General features: G+C 58.7%; 19 protein-coding genes. 2 read left to right on the top strand and 17 right to left on the bottom strand.

Annotation, left to right across the window (positions count from 1 at the left end):
* Nucleotides 1–96: 96 nt before the first annotated feature.
* The 7 genes from guaA to RIN56_11910 form a co-directional block, all read right to left on the bottom strand.
* Nucleotides 97–1,638, bottom strand: a complete 1,542-nt coding sequence (guaA, locus tag RIN56_11880; protein MDR7867511.1) for a glutamine-hydrolyzing GMP synthase — start codon at nt 1,636–1,638, stop codon at nt 97–99.
* A 50-nt stretch (nt 1,639–1,688) separates the two neighbouring features.
* Nucleotides 1,689–2,510, bottom strand: coding sequence for an MTAP family purine nucleoside phosphorylase (locus tag RIN56_11885; GenBank protein ID MDR7867512.1), 822 nt, complete (start codon nt 2,508–2,510; stop codon nt 1,689–1,691).
* Nucleotides 2,507–3,550 (bottom strand): cyclic dehypoxanthinyl futalosine synthase, encoded by a 1,044-nt coding sequence (gene mqnC / locus RIN56_11890; GenBank protein MDR7867513.1) that lies wholly within the window; start codon nt 3,548–3,550, stop codon nt 2,507–2,509. Before mqnC ends, RIN56_11885 begins: the two co-directional genes overlap by 4 nt.
* On the bottom strand, nt 3,547–4,386 hold the full coding sequence (locus tag RIN56_11895; GenBank protein MDR7867514.1) for a menaquinone biosynthesis protein: 840 nt from the start codon (nt 4,384–4,386) through the stop codon (nt 3,547–3,549). Before RIN56_11895 ends, mqnC begins: the two co-directional genes overlap by 4 nt.
* Entirely contained in the window at nt 4,379–5,482 is a 1,104-nt protein-coding gene (mqnE, locus tag RIN56_11900) for an aminofutalosine synthase MqnE (GenBank protein ID MDR7867515.1), read from the bottom strand. Before mqnE ends, RIN56_11895 begins: the two co-directional genes overlap by 8 nt.
* 125 nt (nt 5,483–5,607) lie before the next feature.
* Nucleotides 5,608–6,348, bottom strand: coding sequence for a polysaccharide deacetylase family sporulation protein PdaB (gene pdaB, locus RIN56_11905; protein ID MDR7867516.1), 741 nt, complete (start codon nt 6,346–6,348; stop codon nt 5,608–5,610).
* Between the two features lie 45 nt (nt 6,349–6,393).
* Complete coding sequence (locus RIN56_11910; GenBank protein MDR7867517.1) at nt 6,394–7,032, bottom strand: hypothetical protein; 639 nt, start codon at nt 7,030–7,032, stop codon at nt 6,394–6,396.
* A 288-nt stretch (nt 7,033–7,320) separates the two neighbouring features.
* Here RIN56_11910 and RIN56_11915 point away from each other — a divergent pair, with 288 nt between their 5' ends.
* Together RIN56_11915 and RIN56_11920 are read left to right on the top strand one after the other, a co-directional pair.
* Nucleotides 7,321–8,487 carry an FIST N-terminal domain-containing protein gene (locus RIN56_11915; protein ID MDR7867518.1) on the top strand — a complete coding sequence of 389 codons (1,167 nt, stop codon included), beginning with the start codon at nt 7,321–7,323 and terminating at the stop codon, nt 8,485–8,487.
* Nucleotides 8,488–8,501: 14 nt separating this feature from the next.
* Entirely contained in the window at nt 8,502–9,419 is a 918-nt protein-coding gene (locus RIN56_11920) for an ATP-binding protein (protein ID MDR7867519.1), read from the top strand.
* A 307-nt stretch (nt 9,420–9,726) separates the two neighbouring features.
* On the opposite strand, the gene RIN56_11925 is transcribed toward RIN56_11920, so the two are convergent.
* The 10 genes from RIN56_11925 to RIN56_11970 form a co-directional block, all read right to left on the bottom strand.
* Nucleotides 9,727–10,146 (bottom strand): STAS domain-containing protein, encoded by a 420-nt coding sequence (locus tag RIN56_11925; protein ID MDR7867520.1) that lies wholly within the window; start codon nt 10,144–10,146, stop codon nt 9,727–9,729.
* Complete coding sequence (locus RIN56_11930; GenBank protein ID MDR7867521.1) at nt 10,092–10,496, bottom strand: hypothetical protein; 405 nt, start codon at nt 10,494–10,496, stop codon at nt 10,092–10,094. Before RIN56_11930 ends, RIN56_11925 begins: the two co-directional genes overlap by 55 nt.
* Before the next feature lie 14 nt (nt 10,497–10,510).
* Entirely contained in the window at nt 10,511–11,410 is a 900-nt protein-coding gene (locus tag RIN56_11935) for a phosphatidylglycerol lysyltransferase domain-containing protein (protein MDR7867522.1), read from the bottom strand.
* Between the two features lie 18 nt (nt 11,411–11,428).
* Nucleotides 11,429–12,811, bottom strand: coding sequence for an MATE family efflux transporter (locus RIN56_11940; protein MDR7867523.1), 1,383 nt, complete (start codon nt 12,809–12,811; stop codon nt 11,429–11,431).
* Between the two features lie 304 nt (nt 12,812–13,115).
* The gene (groL, locus tag RIN56_11945) at nt 13,116–14,750 is read right to left on the bottom strand and encodes a chaperonin GroEL (GenBank protein MDR7867524.1); all 1,635 of its coding nucleotides are present in this window, start codon (nt 14,748–14,750) and stop codon (nt 13,116–13,118) included.
* Nucleotides 14,751–14,772: 22 nt separating this feature from the next.
* Nucleotides 14,773–15,057: a co-chaperone GroES gene (gene groES / locus RIN56_11950; protein MDR7867525.1), complete on the bottom strand. Its 285-nt coding sequence runs from the start codon at nt 15,055–15,057 to the stop codon at nt 14,773–14,775.
* Nucleotides 15,058–15,448: 391 nt separating this feature from the next.
* On the bottom strand, nt 15,449–16,039 hold the full coding sequence (locus RIN56_11955; GenBank protein MDR7867526.1) for a DUF1405 domain-containing protein: 591 nt from the start codon (nt 16,037–16,039) through the stop codon (nt 15,449–15,451).
* Complete coding sequence (locus tag RIN56_11960; protein ID MDR7867527.1) at nt 16,039–16,524, bottom strand: acyltransferase; 486 nt, start codon at nt 16,522–16,524, stop codon at nt 16,039–16,041. The genes RIN56_11955 and RIN56_11960 overlap by 1 nt, the downstream gene beginning before the upstream one ends.
* A 37-nt stretch (nt 16,525–16,561) precedes the next feature.
* On the bottom strand, nt 16,562–17,140 hold the full coding sequence (locus RIN56_11965) for a response regulator (GenBank protein ID MDR7867528.1): 579 nt from the start codon (nt 17,138–17,140) through the stop codon (nt 16,562–16,564).
* Nucleotide 17,141: 1 nt separating this feature from the next.
* A complete protein-coding gene (locus RIN56_11970; GenBank protein ID MDR7867529.1) occupies nt 17,142–18,560 on the bottom strand; it encodes a histidine kinase N-terminal domain-containing protein in 1,419 nt (472 codons plus the stop codon).
* Nucleotides 18,561–18,710 lie beyond the last annotated feature (150 nt).

Below are 18,710 nucleotides of genomic sequence, written 5' to 3' on the forward strand. Positions count from 1 at the left end.
ATGCCTTTAACACATACTTGATATAATAGAAAACATAATATTTCGGTAAAACGCCAAAAACAAAAACCCCGGCTTTTTTGAAGCCAGGGTTCTTTTTTATTCCCACTCGATCGTGCTCGGTGGCTTTGACGTTACGTCGTACACCACCCGGTTGACGCCTTTGACCTCGTTGACGATGCGCCGCGAGATTACATCTAGCACCTCGTACGGCAGCCGCACCCAGTCCGCGGTCATGCCGTCCTCGCTCGCCACCACCCTCAGGCCGATAGTGTAGGCGTACGTCCGCTCGTCGCCCATAACGCCTACGCTCTTCATCGCCGGCAGCACCGCGAACGATTGCCACACCTTGCGATACAGTCCGGCGATCTTGATCTCCTGATAGACGATCGCGTCCGCCTCCCGCAAAATGTCGAGCCTTTCCTCCGTCACCTCGCCGATGATGCGGATGGCGAGGCCGGGACCGGGGAAGGGCTGCCGCCAGACGATATCCTCCGGCAGGTTGATCTCCCGGCCAAGGGCGCGGACCTCGTCCTTGAACAGGTCGCGCAGCGGCTCGACCAGTTGGAACTTCATATCCTCCGGCAGGCCGCCGACATTATGGTGGCTCTTGATGACCGCCGCCGTCGCCGTCCCACTCTCGATCACGTCGGGGTACAGCGTCCCCTGGACCAAAAACTCGATATCGCCGAGCTTCGCCGCTTCGGCCTCGAAAACGCGGATGAACTCCTCGCCGATTATCTTCCGTTTCTGCTCAGGATCGAGCACGTCCCGCATACGGTTCATGAACCGCTCCGTCGCGTCCACGTACACCAGATTGATATGAAAGCCGTCACGGAAGGTCTTGACGACCTGCTCCGGCTCGCCCTTGCGCAGGAAGCCGTGGTTGACGAACACGCACGTCAGTTGGTCGCCCACCGCCCGGTGGACCAGCACCGCCGCCACCGAGGAATCGACGCCCCCCGACAGGGCGCACAACACCCGCTTGTCGCCCACCTTGGCGCGGATGGCCGCCACCGCCTGGTCGACGAACGAACCCATGTCCCAGTCGCCCTTGCAGCCGCAGACGTTGAACAGGAAGTTGCGCAGCATCTTCATCCCTTCCGGGGTATGGACGACCTCAGGATGAAACTGTACGCCGAAAATTCTCTTGGCCGTATCGGCCATTGCCGCCACCGGCGAACTATTAGTGTGGGCCGTCACCGCGAAGCCGGGCGGCGGCTCGGTTATGTAGTCGCCGTGGCTCATCCACACCTGCGTCTCAGCGTCGAGCTCGGCGAAGATATTGGCGCGCTGATCAATAAACAGCCTGGTGCTGCCGTACTCGCGCGAATCGGCGTGAGCCACTTTGCCGCCCATCAGGTACGTCGTCAGCTGCATGCCGTAGCAGATGCCCAGCACCGGCACGCCCAGCGTGAAAACGCCGGGATCGCAGTGCGGCGCTCCGTCTGCGTATACGCTGTTGGGGCCGCCCGAAAAGACGATCCCCTTGGGCTGCATCGCCCGCAGCTTATCCAGGGGAATGTTGAAGGGAACGATCTCGCAATATACGCCGCATTCGCGAATGCGCCGGGCGATCAGCTGGCTGTACTGTCCGCCGAAGTCCATAACCAGAACTGTTTCGTGATTCACTGCCGTCATTTCGATACCAAGCCTCCTTTATATAGCCCCCACTATACCATAATTTGGCGTCACTTGTAAACGTCTTTAAGGAGCGTTTCCTTGCGGAGCGATGCGCACTCGCAGCCGCCTTCTTCCTTTAGCGACCTGATGGCTGCCAGCAGGATGCGGCTTATCGGCGCCGCATCGCCGTAGAAGATATCCTTGAGCGTCTGGTGCGACCAGGCTTTGACCACGCCCTCCCCGTAATTGACCACGAAATAGAGTCCGGCGTAGCAGGCGCCGATCTCCCGCGCCAGGTAAACCTCCGGGCACATACTCTGGCCGACGATGTCGGCGTGGCCTTGCAGCATCGCCACCTCCGCCGGGCTCTCGAAGTGCCGCCCTTCGGTCACAGCGTACACGCCGCGGGAAAACACGCGGCCGGCATACCCGGCGTCGGCCGCCGCGAGAAGGGCTGTGCGTATCTCCGGGCACAGCGCGTCCCGCATCACCAGCAGATATTTTCCCTCCAAACCGACATCTTTACGCAACGACTGATCGATATAATCGTGCGGCACCACGATATCGCGCGGGTCAAGCAGCCTGTTCACCGACCCGACCCCGCCCTCGGCGATGATCCGCTTGACCCCCGCTTCCCGCAGCACCCAGAATATTTGGCGGGAGGCATCGCCGCGGTTCACCCCGCTTCGCCAGCCGTGCATGCGGCAGGCCAACACCGGCCGCCCGTCTACTGTAAAACGGCGGAACGGCGGGCTTTGCCCGTAAGGTGTCTCGAAAATAAGGTTGTCGGCCAGAACCTCGGTGCCGGCGTCCTGCGCCCCGCGCGGGAAATCGCCGGACAGCGTGCCGGAACCGCCGATTACAGCTAAAGCCGTCTGCTCGATCTTCATCGCTTCTCCCCGTATACTTTCAGGATTTTGTAGGCCGTGTCCCGCTGGGCCGGCGTCCTGCCCGCCCCGCGGATGAGTGACGTCATCTTGTCCACCGACATCTCATAGGCCGTCCCCGCCGCCCGCACCACGTTCTCCTCCAGCATGATACTGCCGAGGTCGTCGGCGCCGAAAGCGAGCGTGAGCTGGCCGATCCTCTCGCCCTGAGTCACCCACGACCCCTGAACATGGTCAAAATTGTCGAGATAGAGCCGCGCTACCGCCAGCGTCCTGAGGTAATCCCAGGCCGACGTCTTCTCGCCGCCCAGCGCTGTGTTGCCGGGCTGATACGACCACATGATAAACGCCCGAAACCCGCCGGTTTCCTCCTGGAGCCGGCGCACGGCCTCCATATGCGCGACGCGGTCGGCCAGACTCTCACCGAGGCCGATCACCATTGTCGCCGTCGTCTTCATGCCCAGGCCGTGCGCGGCCCGCATGACCGCCAGCCAATCGCCGGCCGTTATCTTCTCCGGGCTAACCCGCTGGCGGACTGAATCTACGAGGATTTCGGCGCCGCCGCCGGGGAGCGAATCGAGCCCCGCGGCCTGGAGGCGGGCCAGCACTGCCGCGGGTTTGAGGACGCTTTGCCGGGCGAGGAAAATGATCTCGGCGGGCGAAAAAGAGTGTACGATTATGTCAGATTGTTGTTTGATTTTTGTCAGAAGTTCTGTATAGTACTCTAGCATCAGGCCGGGGTGCAGCCCGCCCTGCAGCATGATCTGCGTGCCGCCGGCCGCGACCGTCTCCCGCACCTTTTCGAGGATGGCCTCGTGGCTGAGGACATACGCCTCCGGGTGGCCGGCCGGCCGGTAGAAAGCACAGAACTTGCAGCCGCTCACACAAACGTTTGTGTAGTTGATGTTGCGGTCGATGATGAATGTGACGATATCGCCGGGGAAGCGCTTCCGGCGCGCTTCGTCGGCCGCGCGGCCGAGGGTTATCAGGTCGCCCGCCGCCAGCAGTGCCCGTGCCTCTTGCCCTGTCAGGCGGCCGCTCATTGTTTCACCGCCGCGAACTGGAGCGCCGGTACGGCCGGGATGAGGCCGAGTTCGGCCGCCAGGCGATAGTAGTTGGTGAGCGCCTGGCGATGGGCGTCGTCGAGCCGGTAGTCGAGGAGGCCGATGTAGTGGACGACCTGCGCCGCAGTAAGGGGCGTGCGTCCGGCGCGGGCCGCGGCCGCCTCTGCAAGGTGCGCCAGGCCGTAGGCGAATCCGGCCCTGACTTTGTCGTACACCAGTTGCAGCAGGTCGGGGCGGCGGGCGGCGAAGCCGCGGTTGGCCACCCACAGGGCGTAGACCATCGCCCCGCCGGTGAGTTTCCGCCACTCGGCTCCCAGGTCGTAATAGAGCAGGCCGTCCCGGCGGTTGTGATAGGCGAACAGGGCGTCGTCGCCGATGAACAGGGCGGCGTCGGCGCCGTCCAGAACGCCTTCGGCCAGCGACAGCGGGCTGACGGAGTATATCGGCTCGACGCCGTAAGCTTTATTGAGGATTATTTTCAGCAGGCCGTGCGAGGTAGCCGATTTGGCGGTCAGGGCAACCGGCCGGCCGTCAAGGTCGGCCAGGGGCTTTCTGGCAACGACGACGATGCTTTGCAGGGCGCCGGGGGCGCTGATCGACAGGCCGGGCAGCAGCACAAGTTCGGCGGCATTCTGGGCGTAGACGATCGAGGAGACGGGGCTGACGTCGAGGTCGCCGGCGACCACCAGCTTGTTGAGGGCGGCGGGAACGGCGGGCTGTATTTCAAGGCCGGCGGCGAGGTCGCCTGCGGTCAGGCCCCAGTCAAGCGGCAGGCAGTTGATGAAGTTGATATGGCCGAGGCGCGGTTTATCCATTGTCGTCATCTCCCCAGGCACGGCGGCGGTTGTAGAATGTGTCCCGTTCGACGGCGATGTAACCCGCCTCGCGGATTACGGCGATGATGTCCTCCCTGGCGATGCTCGTTCCCGTTGTGGCGCCGGCGGCGTGGATGATTTTCTCCTCCGCCACCGTGCCGTCGAGGTCGTCGGCGCCGAACGCCAGCGCCAGCTGGGCGACCGGCAGGGTGAGCATCATCCAGAAGGCTTTGATGTGGTCGAAGTTGTCCAGCATCAGCCGGGCCATGGCAACCATTCTGAGGTCTTCCCAGGCCCCCACCCTTGTTAGCTGGGGCAGACCGGTATTCTCAGGATGGAAGGGGAAAGCGACAAAGGCCTGAAAGCCGCCTGTCTCGTCCTGGATGGACCGCAGCTTTATAAGGTGCTCGAGCCGCTGGCGGGGCGTTTCGATATGGCCGTACAGCAGCGACGCGTTGGTGGGGATGCCGAGGCGGTGGGCGGTCATTACAACCTCTGTCCACTGAGCGCTCGACGCCTTGCGGGGGCAGATGACGCTGCGGATGCCGTCGTCGAGGATCTCCGCTCCGCCGCCGGGGAGCGAGTCGAGGCCGGCGGCCTTGAGGGCCTGCAGGACGTCGCCGACAGGCAGTCCGCCGATAGCGGCGAAATGGCAAATTTCCACCGGGGTGAAGGCCTTGATGTGTACCTGAGGCAGGGCGGCTCTCACCGCCGCCACGATGCCGAGGTAATAGGAAAAGGGCTTGTCCGGGTGGAGGGCGCTGACCATGTGGATCTCACTGAGGTCGGGCGCTTCTTCCGCCGCCCGGCGGGCGACGGCGACAACCTCTTCCCTTTCCATGACGTAGGCGTCGGCGCTGCCGGGTCCGCGACCGAAGGCGCACAGCGGGCAGCGGGCGGCGCAGATGTTGGTGAGGTTGATGTGGCGGTTGACGTTGAAGTAGATGTCGCGGCCCGACTTGCGCTCTTTGACGGTACGGGCAAGCGAGGCCAGGAGGAGCAGGTCGTTGTGTTCGTACAGGGCCAAAGCCTCGTCGAGGTCGAGGCGCCCGCCGCGGCGTATCTTGGCGGCGGCGGTTTCGGCAATTGGTGTCACTGGGTACCTCCGACCACGAATGGTGTCGTTTTTGGCAGTTTTGTCTACTTCGCTTTCCTTTAGTCATTTCCTGCAACAGGGAAAACAAATCAGGCAGGCTCAACAGCCTGCCCGCCGCTTTGGCTTCAATGCCTCTGTAACCCATTTTCACAGTACTTGCTTAACAATTCCCCCACAGTTACGATCTGATAACCTTCCGCCTTGATCCGGTCGAGCAGGATAGGCAGGGCGTCGGCCGTCTGCACAGGCGTGTCTGAGGCGTGCATCAGAATGACGGCTCCGGGTTTGAGCCGTTTAATCACCCTGTCGACGATGACGTCGCGGCCGGGGTTTTTCCAGTCGAGGGAGTCGACGTTCCAGATGATGGTTCGGTAGCCGAGTTCGTCGGTGACTTTAAGCGACCTGGCGCTGTAATGCCCGTTGGGCGGGCGGATGAGGCAGGCGTCGCGGCCGGTGACCTCTTTGATGAGGGCGTGGGCTTTCTGGATGTCCTCCCTCACCCATTCGGGCGGCATGTCGCCGTAATTCTCGTGCCGGTAGCCGTGGCTGGCGATCTCGTGCCCATCGGCCACCATCCGTTTGGCGACGTCGGGATATTTGGCCGCCCACGGCCCCATTATGAAGAAGGTGACTTTGAGGTTGTGCCGTTGGAGCGTGTCGAGGATGGAGGGGGTAAATTTGTTGCCCCAGGAATGGTCGAAGGTGAGGGCCACGACTTTCTGGTCGGTGCGGGTGCCGGCGATGGCCAACGGTCCGCCGGCGGACAAGTCCGCCACCTGGACGTATACTGTCCCGATGGCCAGCAGACCGATGATACTGTAGAAAAGGTGGCGGTGTTGAATCAGTCCCCGCAGGCTGATGATCATAATAAATCCCCTCCTCGCAACATCTGTATGCGGGAGGGGTCGTTTTTATGAAAGCCAGCGGATATAGGGACGCTTTTGCAGACAACGGACTATTAACAGGTTGGAGATTTTCGACGCCAGCCACAGGGTAAGCATGACGGTGCCGGCAGTCGTCCACCAGAGGAATTCGCTCTGGCGTATCCAGGCGGGGACGAGCAGCACGGTGACGAGTACGGCGGTTAACGAGGCCACGAGTAGAGGCGCGACCGAGTTAATGATGACGAACATCAGCTTGCCGTAGAGCTTGTCGGCTCGCTCGTCGCGCCGCGATGCGAACAGCTCGTCGAGCGCGTCGAAGCGCATGGCTGTCCAGGCGGCATCCTGACCGGCGACGACCAGCGCCCCGGCAGGGGGATTATGGTTGCGGAAGGTAAAGGAGACCGCCCCTTTGCCTTCTAACTCGGCGGTAAACTGCAGGCTGTCGACGCGAGGCAGGGTTGCAAGGATTTCATTGAGCCGCCCCCGATCGGTGACGATTTCCTGCGGGCGGTCCTTTTGTTGACCCAGGAGGTCGCCGCCGGTGCCGACGATGGCTTGCCAGATGAATTCGCCGTCCGCGCCGAGGATGGACCATATCTGGTCGAAGAGGTCTCTGTCGAGTATACAGGCCGGCAGGCGGCCTTTCTCCGAATATGTTTCCGCCATCGTTAACCTCCCGGGTATATTGGAAGACAGCAGGCCATAAGCCGGCGTACCGGCCGCCGACCCGCGGATAAACTGGATTTTCGGCCAGTTCATATTGTAGCATCTTTACCGTTAAAAGACAAGGTTCCCTGTTTTCACGCCAAACAAAAATGCAATATTTTACTAATTAAGGAGGATTTTGGAGAAATTCATCAAAATAAGTTGTACGATACCGATTTTTCCCGGTTAGCGAGCAAACGAGGGGGTTCCGGGTCTGACCGGCGCCTTGTACGATAGTGAGGATTCGTAATGCTAAAAGCAATTGTGGGGCATAGCGAGGATATTATAGCGGCCGAAGCGGCCAGGGAAGCCATCGACCATGTCCGTTGTTCGCTCGGTGAAGCGCAGCCGCAGGCCGGCGTTTTGTTCTGTTCGGTCGACTTCGACCACGCCCGGATACTGTCCGCCGTCCGGGCAGCCTTCCCCGCGATGGAGCTGGTCGGCTGCACGACGGACGGCGAGCTTTCCTCCGCGCTGGGGTTCACCGAAGACTCGCTCACTTTACTTGTTTTTGTTTCCGATACGGTCGAAATCCGGGCCGGCTGCGGCCGCGACGCCGCACGCCGCGGCGAGGAGGCCGGGCGGGAGGCGGCGGCGAACGCCCGGTCGGGCATGCTTCACCCGGCGGCGGAGGATCGGTTCGCCATTATTCTGGCCGACCCGCTGAATGCCGGTATCTCTGATATCGACAGGGGTGTGCAGGAGGTTCTCGGCCATACTTTCCCGGTCATCGGCGGCGCTTCGGCCGCTCACTCCAAGCAGCGGAAAACATTCCAGTTTTTTGGCGGCGAAGTGCTGACCGATAGCGTTGTTTTGCTGCTGTTCTCCGGACCGGTTGTCTTTTCCTGCGGCCTGAAGGGCGCTTTTTCCCCTCTGGGCCCCCGTGAACGGGTGACAAAGGCCAGGAATAATGTATTGTATGAGCTCGACGGTAAACCGGCTGTCGATTATTTTCGCAGGTATACCGGTAATTACGATTTGTTCATGAATTACTGCCTGGCGGTGTACCAGCATGATCGCGACAGTTTTTTCGTGCGCAGCGCGCCTTTTTCCGACCCGGAGAAAGGGACCGTGACCCTCAACGGTCGGATACCCGAGGGGGCGACGGTGCAAATCGGGGCGGCGGACAAAAAAAATCTTCTCGCGTCCTGCACCGATTCGCTCTGTCAGGCGCTCGCGACCTACCCCGGCCCGCAGCCTGCCGCAGCTTTGCTTTTTTCCTGCGCCGGCCGCAAGATAGTAATGGGGACAAGGATCGCCCAGGAGGTTCAGTCCGTCCGCCGGCAGTTGCCCGGCGTTCCTTTCGCGGGGTTTTACTGTTATGGCGAATTCGCTCCGCTGGAAAGGGGCGCCCCCTATATGTTCCATGGCGCCACATTCGTCACCGTGTTGCTGGGACCGGCCCAAGAAGAATAAAGCGAGGTAGCCGTATGGATAGAATGTGCCGGGAAGATTCTGTCGCCGCCCTTGAGCGGGAGAACCGCATTATCAAGCGGAAGCTGAAGCGCAGTGAAATCAACCGCGCGTTGCTGGAGGAAGCGCTGGATAGCCATCTGGAAGTTGTGAAGGCATGCGCCGGTTTCGACCGGGACGGGGCTGTCCACCGCGATAACATCGCCAGACTGCGGACCGAGATCGAGCAGGAATACCTGGCAAAGGCCAAGGTCAACGAACGACTGCATAAGTTGGACCGTCTTAACATGGTCGGCGCGATGGCGGCCAGCATCGGGCACGAGGTGCGCAATCCTCTTACCACCGTCCGCGGGTACCTGCAGTTCTTCGAGAACAAGGGCGGGTTCGAGAAGTATAAAGATGCGCTATGGCTGATGATCGAGGAGCTTGACCGGGCCAATTCGATCATCAGCAATTACCTGTCGCTGGCCAAGAATAAACGGGTCGACCTCCAGCCAGGCAATCTCGAACATGTGCTGCAGGCGGTCGGTCCTACGCTGCAGGCCGAGGCGCTGCGCCACGGCCACGGACTGGATTTCGACCTGCAGGAGACGCCGGCTATCTTGATGGACAGGAACGAGATCAGGCAACTTGTCGGCAATCTGGTTCAGAACGGTCTGGATGCGTTGGGAGACAAGGGCAGCGTAACGGTGAGCACGATTGCCGACGGCGGCAGCGCGTTGCTGTCTGTCACGGATTCCGGGAGGGGAATCCCTGAGGGCGCGCTGGAAAAACTGGGCACTCCGTTCTTTACCACAAAAAAAATCGGCAACGGCCTGGGGCTGGCGGTTGCATACCGGATCGTTGAACGACATCGCGGGTATATCCGTTTCGCTACTTCTCCGGCGGGCACAACGGTAACGGCAAGTTTTCCGGTGCTCCAGCCGATCATTTAGCGGCAGGGATTACATCCCCGGCCGGAGGCAGAGCCGGAAACCCGGCTGGATCTCTTGCGATTGCTCCCCGTAAGTTAATCAAACGAATATAAACATAGTACCCGGACAAAAATGTCCGGGTACTTTCGCTCGGCCGGTTAACCGAGGCGTACCGGTGCCAGTTGCCAATTTCCGACGTAATCGCCGCATACCCCTTGCCCGGGCGGCGAAGTCGCCTATTGCATAGCAAACCGCTGCTGTGGCTTGTCAAGCTTTACCTACCATATGTTATAAACTGCCGTAATTTCTAATATTGCCCAAGAAATGCTTATTTAGCCAGGCTTTTAAGCAATGCTTCGGCCCCGGCAAAATCGGCGCTTATGTTAAGAATGGTGTCAAAGCCGGAAATTTCGAAAACCTCTTTCACTATGCCGTCCAACCCGCAGAGTATCAGTTTGCTGCCGTCGGTGTTGGCCTTAGCGGCCGTCATTATCACCCGCAGGCCCATGCTGGATATGTACGGCACAGAGGCAAAATTCACGATACATACAGCCCCGTTTTCGCCCGCGGTTTCAAGCGCCTTTTGAAACTCCGGGGAAGTAACACTGTCAATTTTTCCGATAGGCTCGACATACATGTATTCGCCTTTATTTTCCACTCTGATAATCATAGTCGCCGCCTCCCATATTTCCTTTATACAAGATTCTTGAACAGACGCGTCGTTGTTATCCCTGCGTCGTGTACGCATTCAATCCTGTCCACAAGCTTGTGAATAATCTTCATACTGAGGTTGCTAATACGCGAATCTGCAGCCGCGGCCGGCCAGACGAGCGCCGTCGGTTGGGCCAGGTCGTATTTTTCGCTCTCGCTGCTGATGATGCATTCCAGCACCTGGTCGTGCTTGACGATTTCCAGGCAGATTCGCGGCGACGTGGTTATCTGCGAAATGTTGGGCAACATCTCGTCCAGCACAACACAAAGACTAGACGCATCCTTCTCCGGGATGGAGTTTTCCCGGCAGAAATCCTGGACAAATACAGGCGCCCGGCCTACACCCTTCAAGCTGTTGCGCACCTTCAAAATACTGTCGGCCATCATATCCCACCACCCTTCTAGCCTTTCCAGGTTACCAGGTATTTTTTTATAAAGCCGATCGGGTTCAGGCTAAGCTTGGATTGGCGCAGGCCGGGTATCCCGCCGTCGCCCCACATGTTGAGAATCGGGAAATGGGCGTATTGGTTCTTGTACACCCAAAGCTGCATAGTCTGATAGACACCGTTGTAATTATAGTTGCCCTTGAGAACATGCCCGCTAAGGATGTAGTCGTCGAGTTCTTCGGTAATAATATAGGATATTATTTGGTTGTCGAGCACCATTTTAGCGCCGAAGACTCGCTTATCCAGCAGTGACTTCCAGTTGTCGAGGATCTTAATGATGGTCCGGTTCTCAGCCAGCAGGTCGTCACAAAGTTTTCCCTTGCTTTCATTCCATTTCATCCATTGTTCTTGGAACTCTTTTATGGCCGGGATATCTTCTACTGTAATCGTGCTGTACTCGCATGCGTACTTGTTGGCGAAGCTTTTGCACCGATTCCGCATGTCGGCGAAAGCTTGGCCCTCCATTGCAATTTGCCGCTTGAGGTGGAAAAGATAGTCCCATTCGCCGCGCATATCGCCAACATCTATTGCAATTTTGTCGGGAAAGCTGTCCAGCCAGCGGTTCGCTAAAAACTCCGGTACAAAACCGAAAACCGTTCCCGGGGGCACAACCGCTGTAAGTATATCCTCCCAGTCGCCCCGCTCCCATTCACCGATCGGCGGCATCCAGATACGCTGTCCATGCCAGTTAATCCGGTGCCAGAATAACTCGCTGTAAAACGCTCGCTCTAGCTCCATTTCCTCTTCATAGGACCACAGCGCCAGAAACGAGGTTTCGGCGCACAGTTGCATGCACAGCTTGTAGTATTCAACGTATTTTTCGTACTCAGCTAATCTTGGCTTATAGAACTCCAAAATACCCCTCCTCCACTTTCAATCAGCCATTGTCTCCGAGGTTTTTGCCGCCATTAGCCCGTGGCGCCTGAAGGATTTGAGCAAAAAGTATATACCAAGCACCGTCGCCACTATATCAACAAGCGGAAAGGACAGCCACACGCCGTCCGCTCCGAGAAATCGCGGCAGAATCAGCAGGGCTGGTATTTGAACAACTAGTTGGATGATTACATTCAAAATAAAATTGTATTTTGCCTCACCCAACGCACTGAGGATGCCCGGGATAATAATCATCGACGTCATGAGCGGCGCAACCGAAAATGTGATACGCAGGGCCCTGGCGGTCACCGCCTGGAACTCAGCATCGTCATCGACGAACATGGCGACGATAGTCTCGGCCCCGATCTGAATGGCAATAAAGCTGATAATAAAGAAGGCCAGGCCTATCGCCAAGGCATAGTAGGCGATTTTACGCACTCGTTCCTTATAGCCTGCGCTGAAATTGTAACCGATCATGGGCTGGACGCCTTCGTCAAGGCCGGTCATCGGCGTGTACAAAAAGCTGACACAGTTGCCGACAACGGCAACCCCGGCAAGAGCCACCGCGCCACCGTAAGCTTCAAGCATATGATTAGAGATAGCTGATTCGACGACAAAGTTAATTTCAAACATGGCATAGGCAAAGCCGATACTGATGATGCTCTGAAGATACGTGAAGTCCGCCGACAGGTTTGTCAGGGATAAGCGGGCGACTTTGTCTTTTCCCAAAAAATGCCACAATCCGTACACAGCCCCAACCCCCTGAGAAATAACCGTCGCCCATGCCGCTCCCGGCACGCCCCATCCATAGAACCCCACAAATATGGCGTCCAGAATGATATTCAACCCGCAGGAACCGCTAATCAGCAGCAGCCCTTTGCGGGGTTCGCCGGTAGCACGCATCAGGGAATTGGCACAATTGCCGATGAACAGGAAGGTTGCACCAACAGCGATGATCCGGATATAGGTAGCCGAAGCCGCGAGCAAATCATCATTTGCGCCGCACACACGGGCGATTAGCTCACTGAAAAAGTAACCGACAGCGGCGATTGTCACGCCACAAAACAGCTGCAGCAGAAATGCGTTGGCAAGTACCCTTTCCGTTCCGGCAATATTGCCGGAGCCTAATGCTCGGGAAAAAACCGAACTGCTTCCAATCCGCAACATCAGGCAGCAGGCGTTGATGAAAGCGACAAAAGGAACGCCAACGGCGATAATAGCCAGGCCCTCATCACTAGCGAATTGACCGATAAAAATCCGGTCGATCGTCTCGTACATGGCGATAGAAATAATACCAAGGATTGCCGGCAGCGAAAAATGCAGCAGCAATCTTGGTATCGGAGCGTCAGTAAGCAGTTTGATGTCCTTATCGTCGCAATCCATTAGTAAGCTCCCGGAAACATGTATTTACCCAAAAGTAGTTACGGTTGGAATAATATAGTGTTTTACACCAAATGGATAAACACCTTCATTTACGCATATCGAGAATCGAATAGCGCGTCTTTTGAAGCTGGCCAACACGAAGAATGTCTATCTTCACGTGGCGAAAACAATGAAAAGAGAGGCCGCTCAAAAGTTCAGTGAACTAATGAGAGGCCTCATCTAAAAATCTTTTATGTGGTCAAAACGTGGTCATTGGCAGTATGTTCGAGCTGGAACCCCTCAAACCAGAGGGCTTCGGCTCTCTTTACATCATGCCGCCCATGCCGCCCATACCGCCCATGCCGCCACCCGGGGGCATCATGGGCTCTTTTTCGGGCTTGTCGGCAACGAGCGATTCGGTAGTGAGGACCATGGCCGCTATCGAGGCGGCGTTCTGGAGGGCGGAGCGGGTAACTTTGGCCGGGTCGACGATGCCGGCGGCGATCATGTCGACGTACTGCTCGGTGAGGGCGTTGAAGCCTTTGCCCTGGCCGGCTTTCTTTACGTTCTCGACGACGACCGAGCCTTCGTGGCCGGCGTTGTTGGCGATCTGGCGAACCGGTTCTTCGACAGCCCGTTTGACGATGGCTACGCCGGTCATTTCGTCGCCGTTGCCGGTGAGTTTGGCGAATACGGGCAGGACGTCGATGAAGGCGGTGCCGCCGCCGGGGACGATGCCTTCTTCCACCGCGGCGCGGGTGGCGTTGAGGGCGTCTTCGATGCGGTGCTTCTTCTCTTTGAGTTCGACTTCGGTGGCTGCGCCGACGCGAATGACGGCTACGCCGCCGGCCAGCTTGGCCAGACGCTCCTGAAGCTTCTCTTTGTCGAAGTCGGAGGTGGATTCTTCGATCTGAGCCTTGATCTGGGCGACGCGGGCTTTGATGGCGTCAGCGGCGCCGGCGCCGTCGACGACGGTGGTCTCTTCCTTGGAGACGCGGACCTGGCGGGCGCGGCCGAGGTCGCCGACCTGGACGCTGTCGAGCTTGCGGCCGAGTTCTTCGGTGATGACGGTGCCGCCGGTGAGGGTGGCGATGTCTTCGAGCATGGCTTTGCGGCGGTCGCCGAAGCCGGGGGCTTTGACGGCCACGGCCCGGAAGGTGCCGCGCAGTTTGTTGACGACGAGGGTGGCGAGGGCTTCGCCTTCGACGTCTTCAGCGACGATGAGCAGTTCCTTGCCCTGCTGGACGACTTTTTCGAGGACGGGCAGCAGGTCGGCGATGGCGCCGATCTTGCGGTCGGTGATGAGGATGTAGGGGTCGTTCAAAACGGCTTCCATTTTCTCGGTGTCGGTGATCATGTAAGGGGAGATGTAGCCGCGGTCGAACTGCATGCCTTCGACGACTTCGAGGTCGGTGCCGGTGGTTTTGGATTCTTCAACGGTGATGACGCCGTCTTTGCCGACTTTTTCCATGGCTTCGGCGATGAGTTTGCCGATTTCTTCGTCAGCGGCCGAGATGGAAGCGACCTGGGCGATGGCTTCTTTGGTCTCTACCTTTTTGGCGTTCTTCTTGATTTCTTCGACGACGGCGGCGACGGCTTTTTCGATGCCCTTCTTGAGGATCATCGGGTTGGCGCCGGCGGCGACGTTGCGCATACCTTCGCGGATCATGGCCTGGGCCAGCAGGGTGGCGGTGGTGGTGCCGTCGCCGGCGACGTCGTTGGTCTTGGTGGCGACTTCTTTGACAAGCTGGGCGCCCATATTCTCGAACGGGTCTTCGAGGTCGATCTCGCGGGCGATGGTGACGCCGTCATTGGTAATGGTCGGCGCGCCGAATTTCTTGTCAAGCACTACGTTGCGGCCTTTGGGGCCGAGGGTCACTTTTACGGTATTGGCCAGCGCGTTGACGCCCTTTTCAAGAGCGCGACGAGCTTCTTCGTCAAAAATAATCTGCTTCGCCATTTCTTTTCTTTACCCCCTTATATTACTCAACAATCGCCAGGACGTCCCGCTCGCTGAGGATAAGATAATCCTGGCCGTCGATTTTGACTTCGGTGCCGGCATATTTGGAGAAGATGACCTTGTCGCCTTCCTTGACGTCGAGCGCGATGCGCTGACCGTTGTCAAGCACTTTACCGGTGCCGACCGCCACGATTTTGCCCTCCTGGGGCTTCTCTTTGGCGGTGTCGGGAAGTACGATGCCGCTCTTGGTTTTCTCTTCCTTCTCGAGGACTTTGATGACTACTCTGTCGCCTAATGGCTTGATCATGTGGAAAAAACCTCCTTCTGTATTTGTATTGGTATGTATTCTTGTTGTTAGCACTCACCACCGGCGAGTGCTAATTCCATAAATTATGATATATAATTTGCGGCGGAAAATCAAGAGCAGAAGCGGCTAAAATCGGCATTTTTTAAAACATTTTTTGGCCCGTGCGGAACATCTCTGGTATTTTCTTCGCCCCACGGTTATTTTATGCATGCGGGAGAGGGCTTAGGCGTTGTCCCGCAGGGCGGTGGATAAAGCAAAACCAGCTTGCCGAGAAAGCTCCAGATGCAAGGCGTACCGGAAGAGCGCTTGCTAGCGTACTCGATCGTACGCTAGCAAGCGCTCTGAGGAGCAACGCCGCAGATGGGGCTTTATCGACAAGCTGGCGGCAGGGTCAAGCCCTGCCGGTTGTCTTTCTGCTGATTAGCCAGTAGGCCAGTACCGCCACGAGGGCGGTGAGGATGATGTTGGTCCAGGCGGCGGCGGCGAACTGGTCTGGCAGAGGCAGCCGGGGATGGGTGAAGAGGATGTAGTCGAAGAAGTCGTTGACTGCCAGCCACAGTACGGTTAGCGCGGCCGGCACCGCCGCCCGGGGCAGCCGCCCCATGTAGACCAGCCCTTGGAGCGCCATGCCGCCGTGGCTGAAGTAGAGCATCCAGTCTTCGATGCCGGGCTGGGTCCCCTGAGCGAGAAGATACTGGCTGATGATTGCGGTGGTCCACAGGCCGTATTTGACTACTCCCAGCACGCCAGCCCAGGCCAGGAAGGTCTGTCCGGGGCCGAGGCGCTCCACCCGTCCGGTCGCCAGCCACCAGACGTAGATGCCGAAGAGGGCGGCATGCCCTGGCGAGTCGGGAACTAGCGGCAGGAGGTACCACGGCGTGTCGAGGAGCTGTTCCCAGTACCAGACGACGCCCCAGACGGTGCCGGCGGCGTTGACGGCGACGAGAGCGAGCAGGAACCAGCGCCGGTAGAAGAGTGCCATCATTTCCCCGCCCTCAGATCCCGCGCCGGCACGCCGCCATAGAAGGAGTGGGGCGGGATGTCGCGGTTGACGAGCGTCATGGCGGAGACGACCGCGCCCTCGCCGATGACCACTCCGGGCAAAATGGTGCAGTTGGCGCCGATGACGACGTCCTTTTCGATGATGATTTTGCCCTTGCGCCATTCGTCTTTGAGGAATTCGTGGCCGAGGAGGGTGGTGTTGTAGCCGATGATGACGTTGTCGCCGATGTCGATGGTTTCAGGGAAGAATATGTCCAGCATGACCATGAGGCCGACGGAGGCGTTTTTGCCGATTTTGACCCCCAGGAGACGGTAGAGGAAGTTTTTTACGTGGAAGGAGGGGGAAATCCGGCCGAGGGAGATGATGGTGAAGTTCCAGATTACCCGGAGGGGGCTGACCGCGTCGGGCCAGAACCGCAGTGAGTTTTTACCGGCGACGGGATGTACTTCGTAACGACGTTTCATACGATTCCCTCTTTAGGCTTCTTAATTACCGCTGCCGCTATTTTTTGGTGGCGGCTTCGACGATCGCCTCGGCCACTTCTCTGATCGATTTGCGCTTGGACATGCTGTATTGCTGGATGCGGCGGTAGGCTTCGCTTTCGTTGAGGTTATAGGCGTCCATGAGGATGCCTTTGGCCCGGTCGAGGATCTTGCGTGTTTCGAGGGAATTTTTTACTTCTTCCAATTCGCGCTCTAGCTCGGCGAACTCCTGAAACCGCGACAAAGCTATTTCGATGGCCGGGAAAAGGTTGGCTTCTTTGACCGGCTTGACGAGGTACGCGAGTACGCCGGAATCTTTGGCCTTTTCGACGATTTCCTTCTGGCTGAAGGCGGTAAGGAGCAGCACGGGGGCGATTTTTTCGTTGGAAATGATTTTGGCGGCGGTAATGCCGTCCATCTCGGGCATCTTGATGTCCATGACGACGAGGTCGGGCTTGTGGCGGCGGGTCAGTTCGATAGCCTTGACGCCGTCGGCCGCTTCGCCGACGACGGTGTGACCCGCTTCTTCGAGGAGTTCCTTGAGATCCATGCGGATTATCGATTCGTTGTCGGCGATGACGATTCGTAAGGGTTGCATGTTATCCTCCCTCCGTGCTGCACGGTACGATTATGCTTGCCCTGGTCCCGTTCCGCGAGTGCAGCCGGAACGTGCCGCCAAGGTCGTTTTCGACGAGGGTTCTGATGATTTGCAGGCCGAGGCTGTTGGACTCTTTCTGGCCAAAATCGGGCGGCAGGCCGATGCCGTTGTCCCAGATGTCGATCTGGTAGATGTCTTTGAGGGCAAGGATTTCTACGCCGATGACTCCTTCGCGCCGGCCGACGAAGCCGTGCTCGATGGAGTTCTGGATGAGCTCGTTGATCGCCAGGGCCAGACTTATCGCCTTGTCGGACGGCAGGACCATCCGCTGACCGTTGAATACCGTCTGGACGTTGAAGTCGGGCTCGAGCATGTTTTCGATGACAAGGTCGAGGATGTTTTTGGCGACTTCGGATACGTCGATGAATTCGGCGTCCTGCTGGGAGAGGAATTCATGGACGACCGAGATGCTGAGGATGCGGTTGACGCTTTCGCGCAGGGCCGCCTTGACTTCGGCCGAAGGGGTGCGGCGCGCCTGGAGCCTGAGAAGGCTGGCGATGGTCTGAAGGTTGTTTTTTACCCGGTGATGGATTTCCTGGATGACCGCCGATTTTATGAGGAGCTCTTTTTCTTTTTTCTTGACTTCCGTGATGTCGGCGACGATCATGACGGTGCGCACGGTCTGCCCGCCACGGACGATGGGGATGGCCCGCTGGGCAAGGATGACGTTGCCGATTTCGAGCTCGCTTTCCTGTGGCTGGCGGGTGCTGGCGGCCTTGAGGGCAAGCCGGAGGTTGACCTGGCGGTCGTAGACGCGGCGGCCGATGATGCGCCCGACGCCGAAGAGTTTGTAGATGCTGGCGGCGGCGGTGTTGGCGTATACGACCCGCCCGCGGTCGTCGAGGATGATGATGCCTTCGCGGGCCGAAAGCGGGCGGTAGACGGTGCCGGCGGCGACGCGGGCCGAGGTCAGGAACTGAAAGGCTGTTTCGATGAGGATACTGTGGTCGCCGGCGGCGTCGTCCTCAATGCCGGATTCGAAGCTTACGGCGGCGACTGTTTGGCCGGCGGCGTCAGCCACGGGAAAGGTCTGCATGGCGAGCACTTCCATGCCGAGCGCCCATTCCCGCTCGCCGCTGATGTGTTCGCCGGTGGTGATGGTCCGCCATATCAGAGGTTCTTCGGTGGCGCTGACCGTCGTGCCGAGGAGGTTGGGCCTGTATTGGATGAAGCTGGTGTGGGGCTTGGCCTGGGCGATTATGACCAGGAAGGCGGCCTCACGGGCTCTGGCGTATACGGTGACCTGGGCGTGAGCGAGGTCGGCGGCGATTTGCAGGCCGTCGGCGACGACTTCCAGCGCCTCAATCTGTTCCGCGGTCAGGGCGGTTGTTTTTCGGCAGACGTCGCCGACGATACCCATAGAAACCTCCAGCGGCGTATTAAGTTTGATAGTATTCCACCTCGGTGGGCGAAAATCCTGTTTTGCGGCGGTAATTTATCGGCCGGCACGACAAAGCCGGCCGCACTGTCCCCATGGGGAAATGCAGGCCGGCGAACTTGCCATCGATAG

This window comes from Sporomusaceae bacterium, assembly GCA_031460455.1.
Taxonomy (GTDB): domain Bacteria; phylum Bacillota; class Negativicutes; order Sporomusales; family UBA7701; genus Anaeroselena.

Coding starts and splice junctions, on each gene's coding strand:
- RIN56_11970 (MDR7867529.1), bottom strand. CDS start 18,560: ATGGGTATCGTCGGCGACGTCTGCCGAAAAACAACCGCCCTGACCGCG.
- RIN56_11925 (MDR7867520.1), bottom strand. CDS start 10,146: ATGCGTACACGACGCAGGGATAACAACGACGCGTCTGTTCAAGAATCT.
- mqnC (MDR7867513.1), bottom strand. CDS start 3,550: ATGAGCGGCCGCCTGACAGGGCAAGAGGCACGGGCACTGCTGGCGGCG.
- RIN56_11895 (MDR7867514.1), bottom strand. CDS start 4,386: ATGGATAAACCGCGCCTCGGCCATATCAACTTCATCAACTGCCTGCCG.
- groES (MDR7867525.1), bottom strand. CDS start 15,057: ATGATCAAGCCATTAGGCGACAGAGTAGTCATCAAAGTCCTCGAGAAG.
- groL (MDR7867524.1), bottom strand. CDS start 14,750: ATGGCGAAGCAGATTATTTTTGACGAAGAAGCTCGTCGCGCTCTTGAA.
- RIN56_11960 (MDR7867527.1), bottom strand. CDS start 16,524: ATGAAACGTCGTTACGAAGTACATCCCGTCGCCGGTAAAAACTCACTG.
- RIN56_11940 (MDR7867523.1), bottom strand. CDS start 12,811: ATGGATTGCGACGATAAGGACATCAAACTGCTTACTGACGCTCCGATA.
- RIN56_11930 (MDR7867521.1), bottom strand. CDS start 10,496: ATGATGGCCGACAGTATTTTGAAGGTGCGCAACAGCTTGAAGGGTGTA.
- RIN56_11915 (MDR7867518.1), top strand. CDS start 7,321: ATGCTAAAAGCAATTGTGGGGCATAGCGAGGATATTATAGCGGCCGAA.
- RIN56_11885 (MDR7867512.1), bottom strand. CDS start 2,510: ATGAAGATCGAGCAGACGGCTTTAGCTGTAATCGGCGGTTCCGGCACG.
- RIN56_11955 (MDR7867526.1), bottom strand. CDS start 16,039: ATGGCACTCTTCTACCGGCGCTGGTTCCTGCTCGCTCTCGTCGCCGTC.
- RIN56_11965 (MDR7867528.1), bottom strand. CDS start 17,140: ATGCAACCCTTACGAATCGTCATCGCCGACAACGAATCGATAATCCGC.
- guaA (MDR7867511.1), bottom strand. CDS start 1,638: ATGACGGCAGTGAATCACGAAACAGTTCTGGTTATGGACTTCGGCGGA.
- RIN56_11910 (MDR7867517.1), bottom strand. CDS start 7,032: ATGGCGGAAACATATTCGGAGAAAGGCCGCCTGCCGGCCTGTATACTC.
- pdaB (MDR7867516.1), bottom strand. CDS start 6,348: ATGATCATCAGCCTGCGGGGACTGATTCAACACCGCCACCTTTTCTAC.
- RIN56_11920 (MDR7867519.1), top strand. CDS start 8,502: ATGGATAGAATGTGCCGGGAAGATTCTGTCGCCGCCCTTGAGCGGGAG.